This is a genomic window from Acinetobacter sp. ANC 5378 (genome assembly GCF_013004315.1).
In the GTDB taxonomy this organism is placed as follows: domain Bacteria; phylum Pseudomonadota; class Gammaproteobacteria; order Pseudomonadales; family Moraxellaceae; genus Acinetobacter.
In genome coordinates this window covers 1-20,904 of the sequence record NZ_JABERK010000056.1, presented here as the reverse complement: position 1 = coordinate 20,904, position 20,904 = coordinate 1, and the positions used below count along the sequence as shown (strand labels likewise).

At 33.6% G+C, this 20,904-nt stretch carries 19 protein-coding genes, 2 tRNA genes and 2 pseudogenes; 13 read left to right on the top strand and 10 right to left on the bottom strand.

The features are described 5' to 3' along the window. Positions 1 to 340 precede the first annotated feature (340 nt). Genes HLH16_RS12255 through drmB form a run of 5 tightly spaced genes read left to right on the top strand, consistent with a single transcriptional unit; the run spans position 341 to position 9,595 of the window. Positions 341 to 1,141 carry a hypothetical protein gene (locus HLH16_RS12255; protein ID WP_171529535.1) on the top strand — a complete coding sequence of 267 codons (801 nt, stop codon included), beginning with the start codon at positions 341 to 343 and terminating at the stop codon, positions 1,139 to 1,141. After that, entirely contained in the window at positions 1,131 to 2,345 is a 1,215-nt protein-coding gene (locus tag HLH16_RS12250; protein ID WP_171529534.1) for a hypothetical protein, read from the top strand. The genes HLH16_RS12255 and HLH16_RS12250 overlap by 11 nt, the downstream gene beginning before the upstream one ends. Further along, positions 2,345 to 4,063, top strand: a complete 1,719-nt coding sequence (locus tag HLH16_RS12245; protein ID WP_171529533.1) for a nuclease-related domain-containing DEAD/DEAH box helicase — start codon at positions 2,345 to 2,347, stop codon at positions 4,061 to 4,063. The genes HLH16_RS12250 and HLH16_RS12245 overlap by 1 nt, the downstream gene beginning before the upstream one ends. A gap of 1 nt (position 4,064) precedes the next feature. Then, positions 4,065 to 7,718 (top strand): helicase-related protein, encoded by a 3,654-nt coding sequence (locus HLH16_RS12240; protein WP_171529532.1) that lies wholly within the window; start codon positions 4,065 to 4,067, stop codon positions 7,716 to 7,718. Next, positions 7,718 to 9,595 carry an MrfA Zn-binding domain-containing protein gene (gene drmB, locus HLH16_RS12235; RefSeq protein ID WP_171529531.1) on the top strand — a complete coding sequence of 626 codons (1,878 nt, stop codon included), beginning with the start codon at positions 7,718 to 7,720 and terminating at the stop codon, positions 9,593 to 9,595. Before HLH16_RS12240 ends, drmB begins: the two co-directional genes overlap by 1 nt. 27 nt (positions 9,596 to 9,622) lie before the next feature. Here the strand turns inward: drmB and HLH16_RS12230 are convergent. From HLH16_RS12230 to HLH16_RS12200, 7 genes and pseudogenes are all read right to left on the bottom strand, one after another. Then, positions 9,623 to 10,024, bottom strand: a pseudogene (locus HLH16_RS12230) (transposase domain-containing protein); the annotation flags it as partial. Positions 10,025 to 10,403: 379 nt separating this feature from the next. Further along, positions 10,404 to 11,535: pseudogene (locus HLH16_RS12225) on the bottom strand (hypothetical protein). A 246-nt stretch (positions 11,536 to 11,781) separates the two neighbouring features. Then, the gene (locus HLH16_RS12220) at positions 11,782 to 12,528 is read right to left on the bottom strand and encodes an ATP-binding protein (RefSeq protein WP_171529530.1); all 747 of its coding nucleotides are present in this window, start codon (positions 12,526 to 12,528) and stop codon (positions 11,782 to 11,784) included. 10 nt (positions 12,529 to 12,538) lie between these two features. Then, the gene (locus tag HLH16_RS12215) at positions 12,539 to 13,087 is read right to left on the bottom strand and encodes a DUF1376 domain-containing protein (RefSeq protein ID WP_171529529.1); all 549 of its coding nucleotides are present in this window, start codon (positions 13,085 to 13,087) and stop codon (positions 12,539 to 12,541) included. 68 nt (positions 13,088 to 13,155) lie between these two features. Then, positions 13,156 to 13,404 carry a hypothetical protein gene (locus HLH16_RS12210; RefSeq protein WP_171529528.1) on the bottom strand — a complete coding sequence of 83 codons (249 nt, stop codon included), beginning with the start codon at positions 13,402 to 13,404 and terminating at the stop codon, positions 13,156 to 13,158. Next, positions 13,397 to 14,578, bottom strand: coding sequence for a site-specific integrase (locus tag HLH16_RS12205; protein ID WP_171529527.1), 1,182 nt, complete (start codon positions 14,576 to 14,578; stop codon positions 13,397 to 13,399). The genes HLH16_RS12210 and HLH16_RS12205 overlap by 8 nt, the downstream gene beginning before the upstream one ends. A 14-nt stretch (positions 14,579 to 14,592) precedes the next feature. Continuing rightward, entirely contained in the window at positions 14,593 to 14,808 is a 216-nt protein-coding gene (locus tag HLH16_RS12200) for a hypothetical protein (RefSeq protein ID WP_001054887.1), read from the bottom strand. Positions 14,809 to 14,918: 110 nt separating this feature from the next. Between HLH16_RS12200 and HLH16_RS12195 the strand changes: the two genes are divergently transcribed. After that, positions 14,919 to 15,137: a helix-turn-helix domain-containing protein gene (locus tag HLH16_RS12195; RefSeq protein WP_004668076.1), complete on the top strand. Its 219-nt coding sequence runs from the start codon at positions 14,919 to 14,921 to the stop codon at positions 15,135 to 15,137. A 392-nt stretch (positions 15,138 to 15,529) separates the two neighbouring features. On the opposite strand, the gene HLH16_RS12190 is transcribed toward HLH16_RS12195, so the two are convergent. Continuing rightward, positions 15,530 to 15,605: transfer RNA gene (locus tag HLH16_RS12190), tRNA-Gly, on the bottom strand. A gap of 41 nt (positions 15,606 to 15,646) precedes the next feature. After that, positions 15,647 to 15,719 (bottom strand) — tRNA-Gly (locus HLH16_RS12185). Between the two features lie 235 nt (positions 15,720 to 15,954). On the opposite strand from HLH16_RS12185, the gene HLH16_RS12180 reads away from it, so the two are divergent. From HLH16_RS12180 to HLH16_RS12160, 5 genes are all read left to right on the top strand, one after another. Beyond that, entirely contained in the window at positions 15,955 to 16,266 is a 312-nt protein-coding gene (locus HLH16_RS12180) for a BolA family protein (RefSeq protein ID WP_171529526.1), read from the top strand. A 13-nt stretch (positions 16,267 to 16,279) separates the two neighbouring features. Further along, positions 16,280 to 16,672: a SirB2 family protein gene (locus HLH16_RS12175; protein ID WP_171529525.1), complete on the top strand. Its 393-nt coding sequence runs from the start codon at positions 16,280 to 16,282 to the stop codon at positions 16,670 to 16,672. A gap of 82 nt (positions 16,673 to 16,754) precedes the next feature. Next, the gene (locus HLH16_RS12170; protein WP_171529524.1) at positions 16,755 to 17,597 is read left to right on the top strand and encodes a ParA family protein; all 843 of its coding nucleotides are present in this window, start codon (positions 16,755 to 16,757) and stop codon (positions 17,595 to 17,597) included. An 8-nt stretch (positions 17,598 to 17,605) separates the two neighbouring features. Then, on the top strand, positions 17,606 to 17,995 hold the full coding sequence (locus HLH16_RS12165) for a hypothetical protein (protein ID WP_171529523.1): 390 nt from the start codon (positions 17,606 to 17,608) through the stop codon (positions 17,993 to 17,995). Between the two features lie 218 nt (positions 17,996 to 18,213). Then, entirely contained in the window at positions 18,214 to 18,804 is a 591-nt protein-coding gene (locus HLH16_RS12160) for a LysE family translocator (protein ID WP_171529522.1), read from the top strand. Between the two features lie 27 nt (positions 18,805 to 18,831). On the opposite strand, the gene HLH16_RS12155 is transcribed toward HLH16_RS12160, so the two are convergent. After that, positions 18,832 to 19,464, bottom strand: coding sequence for a DedA family protein (locus tag HLH16_RS12155; RefSeq protein WP_171529521.1), 633 nt, complete (start codon positions 19,462 to 19,464; stop codon positions 18,832 to 18,834). A gap of 194 nt (positions 19,465 to 19,658) precedes the next feature. Here HLH16_RS12155 and HLH16_RS12150 point away from each other — a divergent pair, with 194 nt between their 5' ends. After that, positions 19,659 to 20,084 carry a DoxX family protein gene (locus tag HLH16_RS12150; protein WP_171529520.1) on the top strand — a complete coding sequence of 142 codons (426 nt, stop codon included), beginning with the start codon at positions 19,659 to 19,661 and terminating at the stop codon, positions 20,082 to 20,084. Between the two features lie 146 nt (positions 20,085 to 20,230). Further along, positions 20,231 to 20,632 (top strand): NirD/YgiW/YdeI family stress tolerance protein, encoded by a 402-nt coding sequence (locus tag HLH16_RS12145; RefSeq protein ID WP_171529519.1) that lies wholly within the window; start codon positions 20,231 to 20,233, stop codon positions 20,630 to 20,632. Positions 20,633 to 20,904 lie beyond the last annotated feature (272 nt).

Genomic DNA, 20,904 nt, shown 5'->3' with positions numbered 1-20,904 from the left:
TTCAGCCAAAATAATTGGTAGTCCTTCGCTGTGAAGGTAATTTAACTTTTGGAAATAGAAATAATTAAATACATCAATTGTAATTTAAAAAATAAATTCATTATATAGATAAAATTTAAACTAATCTTAACTACAATAGATTAGAAAACTCTTTGTGACCATTCAGCATTATATATAGTTATTCATTCGTAGAAGATATGGTGAAAATTGACTATAATTCCAATCTGAAATTTTCTTAATTAATAACCATTATTTTGTTAGTATATAGGTTATAATTGTTTTGTAATATAATTTACATAGATGGATTTTTTTTAATTTTACAAAAAAATGGTGTAGTTAAGTGGAATATGAGAATCTAAAAAATACTTTTGTCTCATTGAGAAGTTTGTCTAAAGAATTAAAGAGTCAAAATGAAAATAGATTATATTTTTTAATAGTCAAAGATGAGTATTTTATTTTAATATTATTACTAATATGTTTTCAAAAAAAAGATGAAAAAAAATTCAATTTGAATGATTGTATTTTAATAAGAAATGATGAAGATAAATTTTTATATACAAAAGCTATTGTAACCGGGGAGGAAGTTATTAATGGTGAAATTTTTATTAAATATAAAATACAAAATTTTAAAAAAGAGAAAAAAAATAGTGTTGTTGAAATATTAAAGCCAATTAACTACATGTTGAATAATGCAGTAATTATTGGATTTTCAGATAAAAGTGTTTGGTTAAATAGTAGAATAAAAAATGAAGAGGAATTGGTTGATATATATAAGATTGATTTTCCATTAATCTTTGGGAATTCAATTTTGAAAAATATAAATATGCTAAAGGAGAAGCTAGATTATTATCCTGATTATATTGAGGTTTGTAAATTTATTGAAGAAATAAATAAAAGTGAACACTTGAATATATTTAAAAATAAAGAGATTGATGGTGATTTTTTGAGTATTTACATTAATAGGGTTCCTGAAAATATAAAATTATCTAAGGTTGTGATTTTTTCTGCTTTTCACTATGGTTTTGATGAAAATATTTTTTTATTGAACGAGTTTATTGAAAGGAATAATTTGTATTTTAATGAGTATGAAAGTAAATTATATTTCAATAATATGATGAGTGTTAAAGTCTATGAATTTTAAAAAAACATTTATCCCAAGTTTTGAAAAAAGTAATATTAATATATGCTACTATCATTATAATTTATTAGATGAATTATTTTCCTGTTTTAATGAGATGGGGTTGATTAAAAATGATGAATTTTCTATTAAATTTAACAGGATGATTTTTAAGTACATTACTTTTCAGGATTTTGTATTTTATCGGGATGAATTAAGGCTTCTTTGTAAAGATAGAGGTACAGAAATATATAAAAAAATGTTTGGATTACTAAAAAGTCTTGAAAATGATTTACTTTTAAAATCTATTAGAGATAAATATGATCTAAATTCAAGTATTTTTTTAGCTTTAAATTCAGAACACGGAGATTATTTTAGTAGTAAGGTCGAAAATATTGATTTTATTTTAATTTCTGATTTAAAAAACTACTATTATAAGAATAATATAATTAGTTTTTTGCCTATTAATTTTTTTAAAAATTTATTTTTACTTCCAAGTTCTCCTAGTTATATTTTGGTTCAATACTATAAATGGAGGTGTTCTGATTTTGATTTGTCTTTATATGATTTAAAATACGATAGTTTATACTTAGATGATTGCTTTTTAGATGATGCTTTGATTGGTGAGGTTGAAAAAGAAAAATATAGTATTGATAACGTTTTTTTTGAAAATAAAAATACAGAGAATTTTAAAGAATATATTATTATAAATAATGAATTGAATGTCTATAAGGCTCGTATAGTTGATGGTAAAAAATATTTTTCTAATTATTATGTAGAAGATATTGATTATGATAAATTTACTCAAAGTGGGTTAAAGAAACTTAGATACTTAAAAATGAAAAAGTGGAAAGATGGATTGGCCAAAGAGAGAAATATACATAGGCTGTGTAATTTGCTTACACATTATGGTGCTGAAAAAGCTAATATAATTAATGTGAAAAATTGGATGCGGGAAGATACGATAGCTCCTGAATTAGATAAAGACTTTATAGCTGTATTAAAGTACTGCGGTATTGATAGTGAAAATGAAATAAAAAATTATTTTGAAGTTGCTAGAGTATTACGCTCTGACTCAATAAGTCAGGGGCATATTAATAAAGATATAGTTTATGATTTAATTATAGAATACTTAAATGATCATAAAGAAGAATTAGCTGAAATTTGTCAAAGTGAGAAACATGATCTTAGTGGGATTTTATTTTCTTTGAGAAGGGGGTATTTTTAATGGCAACTTTAATTCCAGATTATATTGATATTTTTAATAATAAAAGTCCGGGGGAGGAACTTTTATTCAATATAATAAAATCTGATCCAAATGCCAGAGATTGGATTGTATTTCATTCCTTAAATATTTCAAAACACATAACTCAAGAAATGGGAGAAATTGATTTCTTGATTGTTATACCCAATAAAGGAATTCTAGTAGTAGAAGTAAAGGCACATAGACAAGTAAAATACATTGATGGCACGTGGTATTTAGGTAAAAGTGATGAACGAAGAGGACCGTTTAAACAAGCAAAAGATGCAATGTATTCATTGAGAAAATACTTAAGAGAAAAAAATAGCTATTATGATACAACTGAATTTTATTCTCTGGTGATTTTCACTCACTGCAACTTTGATCAATCAACAATAGAGTGGGAACGACATGAATTTGCTAATCGTCTTGATTTAGATAAGTCTAATATTTCTAAAATTATAGAGAATTTTATTAAGGTGTCTGATAAAAATAAAATTGAAGCTAAAAGTAATAAGTTGAATATACAAAAAGATAAAATTCTACTTAAGAAAATTGATAAAGAATATTGTAAAAATATAAAAAATTTGCTTAGACCAAATTTTGAAATTCCATTATCTAATGAGTTGATTATTAATAATATTAAAAATGAGTTAACCAGATTTACAGGTGAACAAATAGAAGCTATTGATGCAATTATAAATAATCCTCGAGTAATATTTAATGGATCAGCTGGAACTGGAAAAACTTTTATTGCTATTGAGGTTGCCTTAAGAAAAGCAATTGAGGGTGAAAAGGTATTATTTATAACATTCAATAAATTAATTAATCAGTATATCTCGAAAAAACTTGATGGGCAAAAAAATATCTCAGTTTTCACTATTGATAAATTATTTTTTAATTTTTTTAAAAAAATTAGGAGTGATATAAGTAAGGAAGAGGCTGAAAACATTATATTAGATTTTAATTTTGAAGATAAATATGATTTTTTAATAGTGGATGAAGCGCAAGATATATTAAGAAATGAATTGAACTTGCTTTTTTTGGAGCAGATTTTAAAAGGTGGTTTTAAAGATGGTTGCTGGAATATATTTGGTGATTTTAAATTACAAACAATTTATTCTTTAGGTGGTGAGGATTCAAAATTTTATTCAAATTTAGATAATTATGCTAAAAAAAATAACTATGTTCGTTATGAGTTAACAAAGAATTGTAGGAATCCAGAAAATACAGCTCGTGAAGTATTAAATTTATTGGTACTAGATTCACCATATAGATCATACCTCAGAGTTAACCCATCAATAGCTAGCACTAGTATTGATTTTTACAAAAATGAAAATGAATTTTATAAAAAAATTGATGCTATTATAACCTCTGTTAAGAGTAAAGGTTTTAATGATAAAGATATAGTTATCTTGACTTTCAATAAATTAGAAAGAAGTATTCTCAATAAAGAAAATAAGGCTATAGATGTAAGGATTTTTGATTGGGGGGTAAATAGTGTTCGATTTACCACATTATATCAGTTCAAAGGATTAGAAGCCCCAATAATAATAATTACTGATATTGATGATATGACATCTGATTATGCTATTAAAAAACTGTTTACTGGTGCTAGCAGAGCAACAGATTCTGTTTACTTTCTTATGAAAGATGAGTTGAAAAAAGATTTTTATGACCTTGTAAAAAAGAAACTTGAGGGATGAAATGCTAAACGTTTTAAATAGAGATCAAATTATAATCCCTACTCTTGAAAAAGAGTTAATAGGACCTTGCCCATTCGGAACTGATTTAGAGGTTGTTAATAATGGTGCTATTGTAGAAAATATCTATGATGATAAGAGTAACTATATTGAAAAAAATACTGGTGAGGAAATTATAAAAATTCCTCCAATTCAACGTTATGGCGTGGCTGTATTATATCCTAAAAAATTAGATACATCGACTGACATGGATGGAATTACAAATACTCCTTTAATTCAAAATGAAAATAATGATGTGGAAGTGAAATTTTCAAATGAAATTAGTAATGAAGCATATGTTGAAAATGGAGGAGAAATAGATACTTTTAATCTGGATTTGGTTAATAGTAGACTGCCTTCTAGTATAGGTTTTACCTGTTTTTTTAAAAACATTAATGAAATAGATTTAACTGTTACAGTGAGTTTTTCACTATACAAGCAAGTTGTTGTTAAGGAATCTAATGGTAAAAATAAAACAAATTGGTGGGTTAGAAAACCTTTTAAAATTATCAAAAAAATAAACCATAGTGATCTTCTTAATAAAAGAATACGTATTCCTCTTAATGTAAATGATGAAGATCTTAAAGATATTTACATTGAAGGTATTGCTAGGGGATATAGTGATTACTTTCTTTCTACATTAGTTTTGGTCAATAAAAAGGAAACAGAAAACTTTATTGAATATAATGAAAAATCATTATTTCAATCAAAGATGATAATTTCATCAAATGATCAAGATGTTTTTTTACCCTATAAACAAAGTTCAAAAAATCATGATTCAGACGATCTTTTGAATCAACTGCTTTATCGAAATGTACAAGTTTATGCCAAAGGACATGGTAATAGTTGTACATGGAAATTTAATAAAAGAAATTTTGTAGATTCTATAGAAACTTCTGCTTTACCCGTTTTTGAAAGCCCTAGCATATCTGCTGAAGTTTATTTATCAAAAGAATTAAAATTAGAAATACTAATGGCAGATTTGGCTAATTTTTGTTTAGGATCTGCTGGTGATAAACAGCTAAAGCTTTTACTTTCAGGCTATGAAGCATGGATACAGAAAAAAAATTATGAATTAGATCTAATTGATGATGATAACCTGCGACATCAGGCAATAGAAAATATTGAAATTTGTAAAAAATCTTTATCGAGAATGAAAGCAGGATATGATTTATTATGTTCTGATTCCAAAATTGCTTTTGCTTTCAAGTTAACGAATGAAGCTATGTTAGAACAGCAAAAGCATGCACCAAAAAAAATAAGAAAAATTAAGGCACGTGAAAATGGAAATAGGTGTCTTTTTGATAGCTTATATTCAGATAATAAAGTATTAGGGGTTTGGAGACCTTTTCAGATTGGTTTTCTACTTATGAATATTGCCAGTATTGTGGATCAAAACTCTTTTGATAATAAAATAGTAGACTTAATATGGTTTCCCACAGGTGGTGGTAAGACAGAAGCATATTTAGCAGTTTCAGCTTTCACTATTCTATTAGATCGTATATGGAAGAGATCTGAGTACTCAGAAAATGGTGTTTTAGTTTTAATGCGTTATACATTACGTCTTTTAACAGCCCAGCAATTGCAAAGAGCTTCTACTTTAATTTGTACTTTAGAAAAAATAAGAATTGAAAATAAATTGGGTGGTTCTCCTTTTAGCATAGGCTTGTGGGTAGGTGGAGATAATACACCGAATAAAAGAGATCAAGCTCTTAAAAATTTAAAAGACTTAAAAAATGATATTTCAAAAAATGGAAATTTTAAAAATAATTTTCTTTTTGATAGATGTCCCTATTGTTCTGCACAAATGGGAGTCATAAAAATAAATAATGAAAAATTTATTTCAGGTTATGAAGTTTCACATGATAAAAAAACTGTAATTTTTAAATGTAATGATCATTCGTGTTTGTTCCATGAGAAACTTCCTATTTATATTATTGATGAGGATATTTATGAATATAGGCCTACTATAGTAATAGGTACAGTTGATAAGTTTGCGATGCTTGCTTGGAATCCTAAAGTTAGATCCATTTTTGGGATTAATAGTTCAGGAGATAGAATATGTCATGCTCCGAAATTAATTATTCAGGATGAGTTGCATTTAATATCTGGTCCTTTAGGTTCAATGGTTGGTTTATATGAACCACTTATTCAATATCTTTGTGAACATGGTCATTCAAAGGGATTTAAGCCAAAAATTATTTGTGCTACGGCTACGACAAAGGGATATAGAAATCAAGTAAGAGATTTATTTGGTAGAAAGGATGTATCTATTTTTCCTCCTCCAGGAATAAGTGTGGATGATTCTTTTTTTGCTAAATATGAATATGACGAAAATGGTGATCTAACACCAGGGCGAAAATATGTAGGAGTTTGTGCTCCTGGCTTGGGGTCGATGATGACTACTCAAGTACGTACGCATGCTGCTTTATTATTTTCTTCTAACTTGCTAGATATAGAGCAAAGGGATCCATGGATAACTTTATTGAATTTTTTCAATAGTATCAGGGAGTTGGGTGGTGCTTTAACACTGTATCAATCTGATATTTTAAGCTATCTAAAAACTATTAAGCAACGTTATCCAGAAAATATTGTAACCAGAAAATATTTTGATGGTATAGAGCTTACCAGTCGTCTTCAAGATGATGAGATACCAAAGGCTATGGCATTACTTGAAAAAGAATTGGACAGAAGTTTTTTTAATGAAGAAAACACAGAGATTTTAATTAATGAATTGCAGAAAATTTCAAAAAATTTAAATAATTTTTCTAAACTAAATAATATTCTAGATATTTTGAAAACTGACAAGTCAGTCAAATTTAAACATTATTTCGATTTATACAATATCTATATCGAGTGTAAAAGTTTAGCTTTAAAAGTTCCAAAGGTACTTGAAAATATTATTAAAACTTTGAATGGATCTGGTGTCGAGGCTTTTTGCTTAGCTTCAAGTATTATTGAGGTTGGTGTTGATATTGATAGATTGGCATTAATGACAATTGTAGGTCAACCTAAGACAACTGCTCAGTATATTCAAGTTTCGGGACGTGTGGGACGTAGGAAAGATAGACCAGGTTTAGTTGTTACACTTTATAATAGTTTTAAAGCTCGTGATAAATCTGTTTATGAAGATTTCACAGCTTATCACCAAAGATTATACGCCAATGTAGAGCCTTCAGTTTTAACGCCATTTTCACGACCAGCGATCAAGAGGGGGTTGAGAGCAATATTGATTGGATATATTAGGCAAACAATGAGAGAGGATATTAAACCTTCAGAAGTTTCTGTAAATCAAATTAAAGAATGGAAGAATTATTTAATTAGTAGTAGAGGTGAGTTTTTAAATTCAACTGAAAAGAACAATATAAATGCTGCATTTGAAGATTTGATTAAAAGATGGGAAAAAATCAGGATGATATATACTAAATGGGGAGCTTTAAATTACGATAATAAGATTGAGCCAACGCAATTGTTATATCCATTAGGTTTAAAAGGAATGGATATTAGATTTCCTTGTCCTACAAGTATGAGAAATGTAGATGGTACATCCTCTATCTGGATTACTTCAATTTTAACAGAGGATAATAATCAAACTGATAATTCTGGGTGGGAATGGTAATGAGTAATAAGAGTGAAGTAAAAATTAGAAAAGGACAACTTATCCATACTTTTGGTCCAGGAGCAATGGTTGTAAATAAAAATGGTATTTCCTTAATGACTGGAGGGTTGCAGTATTGGTATACTAAAAATGCAACTCATGAAAAACTAAAAAATTCTGAATTAGATAAATATAAAATAACTGATGAACGTTTAGCCAAAAAACTAAATGTTAAATATTTCCTTTTACCTCCGGATTCTTATATTGTCAATTCTGGGTTTAAAACACCTACTCCATTGCCAGGTATTAGATTTCCATATTGGCATATTTGTAGTAACCCTAGCTGTCAAAGTTTGCAATGGATCTCACCAATAAGTGAGGTCGAGGAAACATGCAAATTTTGTAACACGAAATCCAAAGTTTATCAGTCTAGATTTATTGCTGCTTGTCCAGATGGACATATTCAAGATTTTCCATGGGTGGAATGGTTGAATGCTCATAGTAAAGTTAAATGTCTAGGTCAGGATTCTTGTCAGTTACAATTAAGTGGGACGGATAAAGTTACTTCATCTAAGATACAAGTTAGATGTAAAACTTGTAACACAGAACATGTTTCTCTAGGAAATATTTTTAAATTTGATACTACTAAAGAGGGTGAAATTACCAGTGTTATCCAGCAAAAAGGGATTTCCTGTAGAGGAAGTAAACCGTGGGTAAATTTTAATGTAATGGAGGCGTGCTCAAAGCCATTAATAGCTGTGTTAAGGCAATCTAATAACGTCTATTATGCTAAAACAGACTCATCAATTAGATTATCTGTTGATGAGGTGGGAAATGTACCAGTTGCTGAAATAGAAGAAGCAATAGAAAATATAAGGCCAGAAGCAAAACAATTGATAAATATTGCAAGAGGTGATTCATTAATAGATGCTTATTATATAGGTCTACAGGAATTATTTTCTAAAGACCAGATAAAAGCATATTTTGATATTAAAGATGGTTCATCTTTACAAGACGAAAGTCAAAATGGTTCTGAAAATTATTTTAGATTTCAGGAGTATAATTCTTTTAAAAAGAAGGTTAATCAAGCATTTTTGAAGACACAACTAGTTGATATAGATGGTTTTTCAGATTTATTTAAAAAATATTTTTCAACTGTTACGAAAGTTGATGAAGTTGTTATTACAAATGCTTTTTATGGATTTGATAGAATCAAGAGTCGTGGTGATCGAAATATTGAAGAATATAAAAAGCAACTTGTTCATGAAAACTCCGAAGTTGATTGGCTTCCAGCAACTGAAACTTTTGGAGAAGGTATTTTTCTAGAGTTCAGAGATAAAGCTATTCGTGAATGGTCCGAGATCTATAGTAAAAATCCTAAATTTCAATCATTGTTAAAGAAACAAGAAAAAGCAACATATTTTGAAAAAATAGAAGAGTTTTCACCTGAGTTTCTACTAGTTCATACTTTTTCACATATTTTAATTAATCAACTAATTTTAGAATGTGGATACAGTACAGCTTCTTTAAGAGAGCGTATTTATGTAAGTAATAAGTACAATATGTATGGTGTACTTATTTATACAGCTGCTGGCGATAGTGAAGGTTCACTTGGTGGATTAGTCAGAATGGCAACGATTGATATACTAGAAAACATCATTAAAAAATGTTTATTAGCAGCAAGTTGGTGTAGTTCTGATCCTATTTGTACAGAGTTGGGTGAAATAGGTGGGCAAGGTACGGATGGTCTAAATTTAGCTGCATGTCATAATTGCTGTTTATTACCGGAAACCTCCTGTGAATGGATGAACCTTTTATTGGATAGAGGAGCTTTAATTTCTCTGGAAAATGATTCTGGTTACTTTAATGAAATGTTAAATCAAATTGATTTAACGTAAGCGTCCGCTGAGCTCCATAGCTATTTTTTAATTCGGTTCAGGTTTCCAGTAGTGTGGCAGTAATTCTTCTATTTGGGTCACTTTATGTGTTGGCAGCCTTTTCAGCACATCACTTAAATAGGCATACGGATCCAACTCATTCAGTTTTGCTGACTGAATTAGGGTCATGATATTCGCCGCTCGCTACCACTGTGCAGTGAGCAAGCAAACAGCCAGTTCTTATGTTCTATGAGCTGCGGTTAAAGCAATGCAAGAGGGGTACATCTGGTTTTCTATCCCTTGCGAAGCAGTGCTTCTTATATCAATGGATAGATTGCCATCATCCAGATAGCAGCTTAAGACCTGCCAGCGCTTCAGACTGTAATTGATGGCTTGGGCGGTGGTAGAACTCGATGGCACCGTCAGATGATGTTAGTTGAGCCATTCATATTCTGTCTATGTAGTTCATGCTCAATACGGATTGTTGGCAGTATATCAAGCAGCGTTGGCTATCAAATCGTTGTTATACAAATTATGAAATGATCGTGCAGGCTGCTTGTCAGGCTTGGGTTAATTTTTCAAAGCAGTTAGCTGTAGTTAAGTCCTTTACTGCTCGAAACTGGATGATACTTTAATTATTGTGTTTGGTATTATATTGATTCCCCTAAAATATAAAAATAGCTTCTAAAATCTTAGACGCTATAATCAATTTGTCTACTAGATTGAAATAGCTAGGCTTATAAAATTTACTTGTTTGCCTAAGGTTAACAGCTCATGAAATATCTCTAATATCTGATTCTCATTATAAAAGAATGATAAAATTCTTTAATCAAGAAACAAGAGCCAGATTTTTGATAATATTGGAGACTTCTTCACTGAGAATAATATCTACATCATTATTTCCATAAGTATTTAACGGTTTTTTCTCTATAGTAAACAGGTCTTTAAGTATTTTTATAGTGAGAGTATTTTGAGGTGAGGTAGAAAGTCGAAAGATAGACTCATTCAGCATAGCATTTAACTTTTTAATCTCATTTTCAGAAGTATTTTGTTTTATAAAAACTAGATACGCACGATATAGGATTGCAATAGTATTTTTATATTTCATAAATGCATGCATATTTACTTTCCCACGTTGCATAGAAGACATAATCATATCTCTGCAGGTGATCTTCTTATTTGACAAGTCAAAATCAGCATGAGCAAGTAAATCTCGAATTTCACGTTGAATATGTGCTTTGTTAAAGTAAGGTAAGCTGGTTTCAATCGCTTTTTTAAGATTTTTAGGGGTTAAATCAGCCTTCTTATTAGCTAGGCTTGAAAAATCATAACCTTTCGAACTATCTGCATATACCAAAGCATTACTACGTGTCATCATTGTAATGGTTGACCAGAATTGATAATTTATTTCAGCTCTAAGTTTAGTGCCAAGATTGAGAGCTATGTAGTTTTTATAAATATAAACAATATCATCAAGATTTTTTAAAAGTTCAGAGGCAACAGCTACCTCAGACTTAACAGGATTGGGGTTAAATTCAATTCCAATCATTGAAGAGATTAAAAAGCCGAACAGGCGAGCCATATCCTGATTTTCAATAATGCATTCATAGCTATATTTTTGAGCAAAAGTATCCATTGCAGTTTGTGCCAATGCTTCGTATAAATTTGAATCTTGTACTAGATTCAATTTACCTTTAGTAGCCACAGAAACATCAGGATGTATGAAACTGGTGAATAAACCCGATGCAATATTAAATTCAGCATCAGATTTAAGAAGCTCATTCATCATAAGAACACGGATAAAATATTTTGTATTCTTAATATTTTTATCAGTTGGTACTAAGTTAATAACAGCATAAGTAAATCTTGGATCGCCCGTTTCCATATAAGAGACTTTTTTTAACTTCATAAGGATGACGATAATTCTTAAGTGGTATTAGCTTAAACATTGGCTCTAACATAATGATTTCTTGGGAACTCTGAATTTTAATAGTGTATATTTAGGTAGGGTAGGTATCAACTTGATGGATGATCTGCATAATCCATAAGAGGTGGTATTCGTTATGGTCTATAAAGAACCTTTTTACCCAATTTTATCAAATAAAACTACTATTTATCTAAAATATAATGTTAATGCAATTTTGAAAAATTTGATTATAAAAAGCCAATTATTTCAGTGAGATAATTGGCTTAAGTGAAGATTCGTATTATTTGGTTATCCGCTGATCCTCCCAATAACATGGCACTACAATCAAATTGTTTTCATGTAACCGCGACCATAACCGGACACCTAAATCCCGCTGCATATTCTGTAGTGTGAAATTGGAAATTAGCAGCGTCGACTTCATATTGTCATAACGGCTATATAAGACCTTATGCACCATTTCTAGGCGTTTCTCATGTCGGTCATGCAAGCCATATTCATCAATCACCAATAAATCAAAACTGGAGAAATGGTCGATAACTTCCTTTTCAGAGCGTGAAGCATCTGACCAAGTGTCCATCATTTTTTGAGCAATTTCTGCACTGGTATAGTAGCGTGCAGATTTTGTACTGTTATGCAGAATGTTGCGAATGATTGAGGCGCTCAGATGAGTCTTTCCTGTACCCGGTGTACCAATGAGCAGCAGGTTTGGATAATGGTCAGAAATAATTTGCTGTGCAAAAGCCTGACATAGTTTGATGGCATTGTCTTGTGTAGGACATGCAACTACATAATTCTTGAAGCCACGATCCAGGTAGCGTTTATTGAGCCCTGAGTTTTTGATTTTCTGTTGTAGCAATCGCTGTTGCAGCTCATCTGCATAGGCTGCATGTGAGTGATGGACGGTTTCTTTCGCACACAATTTACAGAGCCTGTGACCAGAAATTTCCATCAGGGGTATATGATGGGTAGGGCAAAGTGTTTCTGTTGTTTCTGCGCGAAACTGGAGCGTTTTAAGCATGGTATTCATGATCATTCTCCTAAATCCATTTAGAATTTTCTAAAAAATCCTCATTTTTTTCTTCAAAATTTGAAGATGAAGATGAAGATGAAGATGAAGATGAAGATGAAGATGAAGGGCATGGTTCAAGCATGACTTGAGTAATACTCGGGCTCTTCTCAAGAGCTGCTTGAGCATTTACTTTGCGTTGCTTGGCTGATGCTTGAGCATTACTTGCGGATTTATTCCAACGTGCTTGTGCTGCATTTTTAGCTTTATCAGATTTCATCTGCTGATTTTGTAACGCTTGGGTTTTTAAACTGGTTAAAAAATTTGAATGAATCTGTTCGGATTCGATTTCAAACAATTCCAAGGCCATCAGTGTATTTAATAAAGTTTTAGCCTTGGTCTGCTGGGATAACTTGGTGATGCTACATACCGTAGCTAGGTCATGAGGAATAGCACCATTTTTCCAAAAATCCATCATTAACAGCAGTGCTGCACCAATTTGTTCTGCTGTCATTCGTGCAAATTTCGCCTGTAAGTCGCCAATATAGAGTGGCATCCAAATTGAAATATCTTTATGCATGTGTTCACCTTTCTTATAGGTATAGAGGGCTAAGGTCATCAATTAGATGACCTTATATGTTTATTTGATCAGGAAGCTAAGCTCATTAACCGGAGGCGAGCATGTTGGGCCAGGTCATCGTAGTGAGCTTGCCCATCATCCAGCAGTCGCTGCAGCCACAGTCTCAACGCTTGGTGATCATCGAAGCATTTGTTGATCTCCAGCAAAAATGCCAGATTGTGCAGTTTGGGAATGTGTAGCTCATGGATTAATTCACGAGCGACGGTATCAGCTTCAGGACTCACGACCACACCACCAAAGAAAGCTTTACTATTCATGTGCAAGCTCCTCTGTATTTAGTTTTTCCAGCATGGCTTCAAAAGCACTGCCATCGCGACGCGTAACATTGGGGATGTAGCGGCTATAGACCCGGAATAGCATTTCAGTCGTTGAATGTCCCAATTGACGTGCGATCCATTCAGGATTTTCTCCTGCCGACAGCCAAAGCGTTGCTGCTGTATGACGTGTTTGATAGGCTCTTCTAGGCTTTAATCCTAGTAACCGCAAGATCGGATGCCAGACACGTTTATTCACCAAACGGTAATCGAGAGGTCCACCGTCACGATTACAGAATACAAACTCTGATTTACCATTATTTAAGCTTTTCTGTTGCAGAAAGGCTTGATAAACCCGGTCACTCATCTGGATTGTGCGGTCAGAACCATAGGTTTTGGTTCCACCCAGCTCCCCATTCACCAAGGCTTCACGAATATGGATTTCCCGACGTTGCAAGTCCACATTTTTCCATTGCAATCCATCGATCTCACTGGTGCGCATACCCGTGAAAAATCGAATAGTGTAATAAGGTTTAAAATCATCACGAACTGTGGCCAAAATTGCATGTACTTCCTTTAATGAAAAAGGCGTGACTTCAATTTTTCCTTGCTTTAAGTTCTTGATATTCTTGTAAGGGCTGTCGAAATCATATCGTTCTGCAGCACTATCGAGTATCATACGAAGTGCTATCATAATCTGGTTGATTCTTGATGGTGAAAGGCATTCTTGGTTTTTCCCGTGAGTCACTTTGGCGAGGGATGAACGGAATCCAAGAATGTCTGACTTTTTAATAGTAATAACCGGAATTGTGCCAAAAAAAGGGATTAAGTACTTTTTGATCACAATTTGAATTTTTTCCTTGTAGCTTGTACGCCACTCTATTTCTTTATCAGTGAACCAAATTTCACAGAACTTAGAAAATAGAGGTGTTTTTGAGCTGATTTCATTTACTCTGTTTTCTGCGTTTTTGATTTCTTTCAAACGAGAACTTTTTGGAAAGTATTTAGCATAGTCAAAAATGCCCAATAAGATTTCTGCCTCCATTCGTTCAATCGCTTTTTCAAGCTTTTTGCGATTTTGAGCATTGTCTTCAAGAGCTGTTGTTTCACGGCAACGGATGTTTAAGTATCGAAAATCGACACATAATTTACCGTATCTAGTACGAATAGCAGCCATAATAATGTTCCCCCTTACTGAAGTTGTAGGCTGTGTAGCGAGCCTAAAGTGGTTTTAGTCATATCTTCTTCAATGCGTTCCCATACATATAAAATTTTGCGACCACCAAAAGGGCGAATGTAATGAATACCTTCAATCAAAACGCTATCCTTTAACTGATTACGGATGGTACGTTCGTTATAATGGATTCGTTCAGCCAATTCTTTTGTAGTAATATAAGTAAGATTCATATTTGTATCCTTTTATGAAGTATCACAATGATGTTATTTAAGATCACAATGCGATAATAAATGCATTTAATACATCATGCAAGTACTTTATTACACAATGGTGGTAATTAATGATAGTTTGTAACTTGCCAGTTCTTTTGGCAGAACGAAGAATGAAAGTAGCAGATGTTGCTAGAGAGACAGGGATGAGTAAGACCACACTACATAAGTTATATAATGGTCAATCAACTCGAATAGATTTTGAAACTATAGAAAAGTTATGCGTATTACTGAATGTTGAAGTGGGGGATTTATTAAAAATTAAGCAAAATGATGAACAAGATTTTTAAGAAAAATAAAGTCTAAATTATAATTATATAGGTTAAATATTTGTTTTATTTAATATTTTTTGGTGACCAAATTTGGTCACCTTGGGAATATATGAAGTTAAAAATACTAAAATAGAGAAAAAGAAGGGAGTTCAGTTTTCTTGAAGTTTACTATCCTGATTATTGATAATGAAACTAATAAAATAAATATCAAAATAATGAATCTATAGATCTGTATATTATGGGCTAGGGCACGTTTTGGTCACTTTTGGTCACGCAGTCAACTTATGAAAACATTTATCTAAAATATTTAGTACTTTTATAAAGCTAGAAATTTTAATTTTTATGAGAAAATAATCTTAAAAATCAACAAGAAAAAAGCCCCCATCTTTCGATGAGGGCTTTTCTGAATCTGGAGCGGGAAAGGAGACTCGAACTCCCGACCCCAACCTTGGCAAGGTTATGCTCTACCAACTGAGCTATTCCCGCTTATTGAGCAGTTTTTTCTAAAACTTACACTAAAAAATTTGAGCGGGAAAGGAGACTCGAACTCCCGACCCCAACCTTGGCAAGGTTATGCTCTACCAACTGAGCTATTCCCGCATGCCGTGTATAATACAGTATGCAAAAATAGGGTCAATAACTTTGTGAAAAAACTTGTATCAATTGCATAAAATAAAACCATTTTTGAAGGTTGTGGTGGTTTTGTAAGCAAAAATAATATCGATCACCCTAATCTCTGCTTAAAACTACTAAATGATTTAGGCTGTTCAGGATAAAGATTGAATCGGAACACGTTATACTAAACCCAACGCTTTAGTGATTTGGGAGTATTATTTTGACTTTAGAACAACAACTGATTCAACGCCTTCAAGATTTATCACCAATACATTTAGAAGTGGTAAATGAATCATCTGGTCATGGGGGGTATTTTCCAGGTAAAGAATCACATTTTAAAGTGATTGTGGTGAGTGACCAATTTGAAGGATTACGTTTAGTACAGCGTCATCAAAAAATTTATGCTGCTGCAGGAGATTTGCTTGCGCCAAGTCGTATTCATGCACTGGCAATCCATGCTTTTGTTCCCTCGGAATGGCAAGGGCAAGCCACACCCAGTCCTGAATGTGCGCATGCACCCAAATCTGAATAAGGAATGTTGAACAATGGACATGCAGCTGACTGTTAAAATTATACATATGAGCATTGTGACATTGCTGATAGGGGTTGTAATTGCTCGTGCTTTTACTCTGTTTGTGGGGGTTCAAGGGAATCAACCTAATCCAGTGGCACGGAAACTGTTGGTGGGACTCCAACATTTGTCGATGACCTTGATTGTATTGACCGGTGTCACCTCTTTAGTGATCAAGAACTTTGAAGTGCAATCCTGGTTCTATGCCAAAGTGGTGTTATTTCTGGTTTTATTTTCATCTTTAATCAAAGCGTATAAAAAAGATGACAATATTTTATTGGCACAACGTCGTGCAGGCTTAGTCATTGCTGTGGTGGCACTGATTGGGATTATTGGTCTAGTCATAATCAAGCCAAATTTCGGTTAATTGTTCGACATAATTGTTTTTGAAGCAAGGCGGGTAGGTTAAACTGCAAGCAATACATAAATATAAAGCATAGAGGGCTGCAATGCGGACACGTGTGGTTTTTAATCAAAAAGGTGGGGTCGGCAAGTCAAGTATTGCCGTAAATCTAGCGGCAATCAGTGCGCATCAAGGTTTTAAAACTTTGTTAATTGATCTCGATCCACAAGCCAATTCAAGTCAATACTTGTTGGGAGATGATGCAACTTACTCGGTGGATAAACCTGCGCTGGAGCCGAATGTTGAAAACTACTTTGAAGAAGTACTGGGTGCTAACCAAAGTAAAGGGCTTTTAGGCAATGCAATTGGTTCGATTTTAAAGAATCGTTCCAAAGGTTTGGAAAGCTATGTCCATCAATCACCGTTTAAAAATTTGCATGTGATTCCTGCCAGTCCAACCTTGGGCGCACTGGCACATGCCTTGGAATCGAAACATAAAATTTATAAATTACGTGATGCCTTGCAACAGTTGGCTGGACAATACGACCGTGTTTATATTGATACGCCACCAGCGTTTAACTTCTTTACTTTATCTGCACTGATTGCTGCAGAGCGGGTACTGATTCCTTTTGACTGTGATGTTTTCTCGAAACGTGCCTTAAAAACATTGATTGAAAATGTCATCGAAACCCAAGATGATCATAATGACCGCCTGGAAATTGAAGGGATTGTGGTCAATCAGTTTCAAGCTCAGGCAAAATTGCCACGTGAAGTGGTACAGCAACTTAAAGATGAAGGTTTGCCTGTTTTAGACAGTATGTTACCACCGTCAATTTTAATGAAAGAGTCTCATCTTAAAAATCAGCCTTTAATTCATTTGGCTACTGATCATAAATTGACGCAAGCCTATCAATCATTGTTCAATGAAATTGAGCAAAATAAGATTTGAGGTTTCCCATGAAAACAATGTATTTAAGCCTGTTACTGGGTGGTACTCTTTTATTGGGTGCATGTGCGACCACCGTTAAACCGACTTATGTATCACCAACGCAGTATCAAGCCTTGAGCTGCCAACAATTGCAAAGTGAATATAACCGTATCCAGCAATATATCGACAGTGGTGTGCAACCGCCCAAGCGTAGTGGTGTGGGGGTCGGCGTTGGCGTGGGTGGCGGTTGGGGCAGTCATGGTGGCTGGGGAATTGGTCCAAGCGTTTCAGTTAATATGGGACAATCTTCAAATACCAAAAAAACTGAATTAGCCCGTCTATTGGGTGAGCAGGAAGCTGTGGTTCAGGCGGCTCAATTCAAGAATTGCCCGATTGTTGTTCGCAATAAAGCTCAATAATTCATCAATTTATCACGCTGTTGTCGGTCTGTGCTCGACAGCAGGGTGATAAAATCTTAGCAAAATGTTTCAATGAAATTTTATGAATATCAAATGGTTGATATTTTTTAGGGTGAAATTTAAACGCATAAGGTTATGATTTTTTAATTGAAATACTTGTCACTTTTTGTGACTTTCGTATAAGGTGTGCCACTCTTTAGTGGTGATATCAGGTATTTATGATTGAGAGTTGGCTTTTTGTGTTGGCAGTGATTGCGGTTCTGATGATTCCGGGTCCAACTAACGCATTACTTGCAAGCTCTGCACATCAACAAGGCATTGCCAAAACCAGTTTATTTATTCCAGCAAAGCTGCTTGGATATTTTTATGCCATTAATTTATGGGCATTGCTAATTCATGTATGTAGTCCAGTCTGGCCGAACTTTATTCATATTTTGCATTTTTTGAGTGCCCTCTATATGGTTTGGATGGCCTTCCATTTATGGAAAACCTCAGATTTAGAAAAGCATAATCAACGTCATCCTTCTATCCGACCTCGACAACTGTTCTTTTCCACCTTCAAAAATCCTAAAGCCTTATTATTTGCCGCAGGCATTTTACCGATTGAAACCTGGAACAATCCGACCAATTTTGTTTTGGTGTTTGCAGCATTCAGTTTGGTGCTATTGCCTACGGCGGTGTTCTGGATGTCTTTTGGTCGTGCCATTTTGGCAGGTCAATCGAAGCAAATAAAAGCCGATCTTTTATATAAAGGATCGGCCATGTTACTGCTGCTGGGTATGTTGCCTGTCGTGATTCGTTTCTTTTAAATTTCACACCTGTTGCAACACGCTAGTTTAATGTGTCTTTTTCAGCTTTTGGCGAATAAAACCAATAATGCCGGGCAGTACACTAATAATAATGATGCCAAAAATCAGATGGGTGAAATTGTCTTTGACAATTGGCATGTTGCCAAATAAATAACCCAAGGTAATAAATGAACCGATCCACAAGAATCCACCAATCGCATTAAAGCTGAGGAAAAATTTGTAGTTCATGCTACCTGCACCGGCAACAAAAGGCGCGAAAGTACGGGCAAAAGGAACAAAACGTGCAAAAATAATGGTTTTACCACCATGTTTTTCAAAGAATTTTTGCGTGTAATTTAAATGCTGTTTGTTAATAAAACGTGATTCCGTTTCAAAAACACGTGGCCCGATAAATTTACCAATATGATAATTCAGGGTGTCACCCAATACTGCAGCAGTAAACAATAGGATCATCAGAATAAAAGGATCCATTGCACCTGTTGAAGCGGCTAATGCCCCTGCAGCAAATAATAAGCTATCGCCCGGTAGAAACGGCATAACCACTAGACCCGTTTCCACAAAAATAATTAAGAAAAGAATGGCATAAATCCACACGCCATAATTGGTGATAAATTCGAGCAGATGGTCATCAACATGTAAGATAAAATCAAGCAGTTCCATGGGGCTACAGGCAGCAAAAATGTGCTGAAATCCTAGCAGTCTGAGGCATGAAAGTCAGTACCAGAAAAGAAATTAATTGCGTTTTAATCCTTCATATTTTGGTAATGATTTATCTTACAAATTATTTTTTGGATCCTTGTAAAAATAGACTTAGGATGAATAGGTCATTAAAACAAAAATCAAGAGCTGACCCCATGTTCAATCCGAATGTAACTATAAAAAATCTGGTTCAAGGCCCACAAACCAATGCCTTGGTGAGTCTGGTGGCACGTGTGCTGATGGCTTATATTTTTCTGATGTCTGGCTGGATGAAAATAAATGCTTATAGTGCCACCGCCGGTTATATGGAATCGAAAGGTGTGCCGGGTGAATTGCTCCCTTTAAGCATCTTGATTGTGGCTGGCGGTGGTTTGGCATTGTTCTTTGGTTTTCAAGCACGCTTGGCTGCCTTAGGTTTGGTGATTTTCACCTTTATTTGCGGCTTTATTTTTCATGGCACTGGCACTCCAGATGATACGATTCACTTGATGAAAAATATCGCCATGACGGGTGGACTATTATTCCTGATGTTGCATGGCGCAGGAAATTTCAGCGTGGATTATTTGATTGAGAAAGCATGATCGGAGCTAAAAAATGAGATGACTTTGGCCTGGTCATTTCATTTTTGTAATTACATAAAAGCTATGCACAGTACATAAAAGCTGCGTACAAATTGCCTGAATTTTGCTTCAATAAAGATTGATGAAGCTAGTTAGTGGAGTCAATCATGAAAAAAATGTTATTGGCACTGTTTGTTACGGGTTCAATGCTTTCTACAGCATCTGCATGGGCAGGTAAAAGTGATCAGGTCATCATGACTGAAGCTGCTCAAAACATGTTGACTGTTGCAGAAGCAAAACAGCTCCCTGATGAAACTGCGGTCACGCTCTCCGGTACAATTGTTAGAAAAACCCATAGGGATCACTATGAACTGAAAGATAGCTCGGGCAAAATTGGTATAGAAGTGGATGCTGATTTGTGGAGACCGATGGGCTTGAAAGCAGGTGATAAAGTTAAGGTGATTGGTGAAGTGGATACCCATACGGGTCAACCAACGACAATAGATGTGGTTCGAATTGGAAGAATGGAAACTCAATCTAATAAATGGATTTGGTATAATCAACCATGATGAGGAAGATGATTTCTAAACACCAATAGGCTTGAAAGTAGTTGATAAAGTTAAAGCAATTGGTGAGGTCTGCACTCATCGTAATCAACCTATGGATATAGATGTGATTAAAATAGAAAAAATTGCTACATAAAAAAGCACTCGAAAGGGCACTGCTGTCCCATAGTTTGATTTAAATAAAAAAACCTGAGTCCGAACAGTTAAAATATGAGTGCAAACAAACACTTTAACGACCAGGATTCAGGTTTTGTCACATCAGAATACCGTATTTC

Bases quoted from the DNA above. Each gene is read 5' to 3' on its own strand.
- HLH16_RS12250 (WP_171529534.1), top strand. From the start codon at position 1,131: ATGAATTTTAAAAAAACATTTATCCCAAGTTTTGAAAAAAGTAATATT.
- HLH16_RS12245 (WP_171529533.1), top strand. From the start codon at position 2,345: ATGGCAACTTTAATTCCAGATTATATTGATATTTTTAATAATAAAAGT.
- HLH16_RS12240 (WP_171529532.1), top strand. From the start codon at position 4,065: ATGCTAAACGTTTTAAATAGAGATCAAATTATAATCCCTACTCTTGAA.
- drmB (WP_171529531.1), top strand. From the start codon at position 7,718: ATGAGTAATAAGAGTGAAGTAAAAATTAGAAAAGGACAACTTATCCAT.
- HLH16_RS12220 (WP_171529530.1), bottom strand. From the start codon at position 12,528: ATGAATACCATGCTTAAAACGCTCCAGTTTCGCGCAGAAACAACAGAA.
- HLH16_RS12215 (WP_171529529.1), bottom strand. From the start codon at position 13,087: ATGCATAAAGATATTTCAATTTGGATGCCACTCTATATTGGCGACTTA.
- HLH16_RS12210 (WP_171529528.1), bottom strand. From the start codon at position 13,404: ATGAATAGTAAAGCTTTCTTTGGTGGTGTGGTCGTGAGTCCTGAAGCT.
- HLH16_RS12205 (WP_171529527.1), bottom strand. From the start codon at position 14,578: ATGGCTGCTATTCGTACTAGATACGGTAAATTATGTGTCGATTTTCGA.
- HLH16_RS12200 (WP_001054887.1), bottom strand. From the start codon at position 14,808: ATGAATCTTACTTATATTACTACAAAAGAATTGGCTGAACGAATCCAT.
- HLH16_RS12195 (WP_004668076.1), top strand. From the start codon at position 14,919: ATGATAGTTTGTAACTTGCCAGTTCTTTTGGCAGAACGAAGAATGAAA.
- HLH16_RS12175 (WP_171529525.1), top strand. From the start codon at position 16,280: ATGGACATGCAGCTGACTGTTAAAATTATACATATGAGCATTGTGACA.
- HLH16_RS12170 (WP_171529524.1), top strand. From the start codon at position 16,755: ATGCGGACACGTGTGGTTTTTAATCAAAAAGGTGGGGTCGGCAAGTCA.
- HLH16_RS12165 (WP_171529523.1), top strand. From the start codon at position 17,606: ATGAAAACAATGTATTTAAGCCTGTTACTGGGTGGTACTCTTTTATTG.
- HLH16_RS12160 (WP_171529522.1), top strand. From the start codon at position 18,214: ATGATTGAGAGTTGGCTTTTTGTGTTGGCAGTGATTGCGGTTCTGATG.
- HLH16_RS12155 (WP_171529521.1), bottom strand. From the start codon at position 19,464: ATGGAACTGCTTGATTTTATCTTACATGTTGATGACCATCTGCTCGAA.
- HLH16_RS12150 (WP_171529520.1), top strand. From the start codon at position 19,659: ATGTTCAATCCGAATGTAACTATAAAAAATCTGGTTCAAGGCCCACAA.
- HLH16_RS12145 (WP_171529519.1), top strand. From the start codon at position 20,231: ATGAAAAAAATGTTATTGGCACTGTTTGTTACGGGTTCAATGCTTTCT.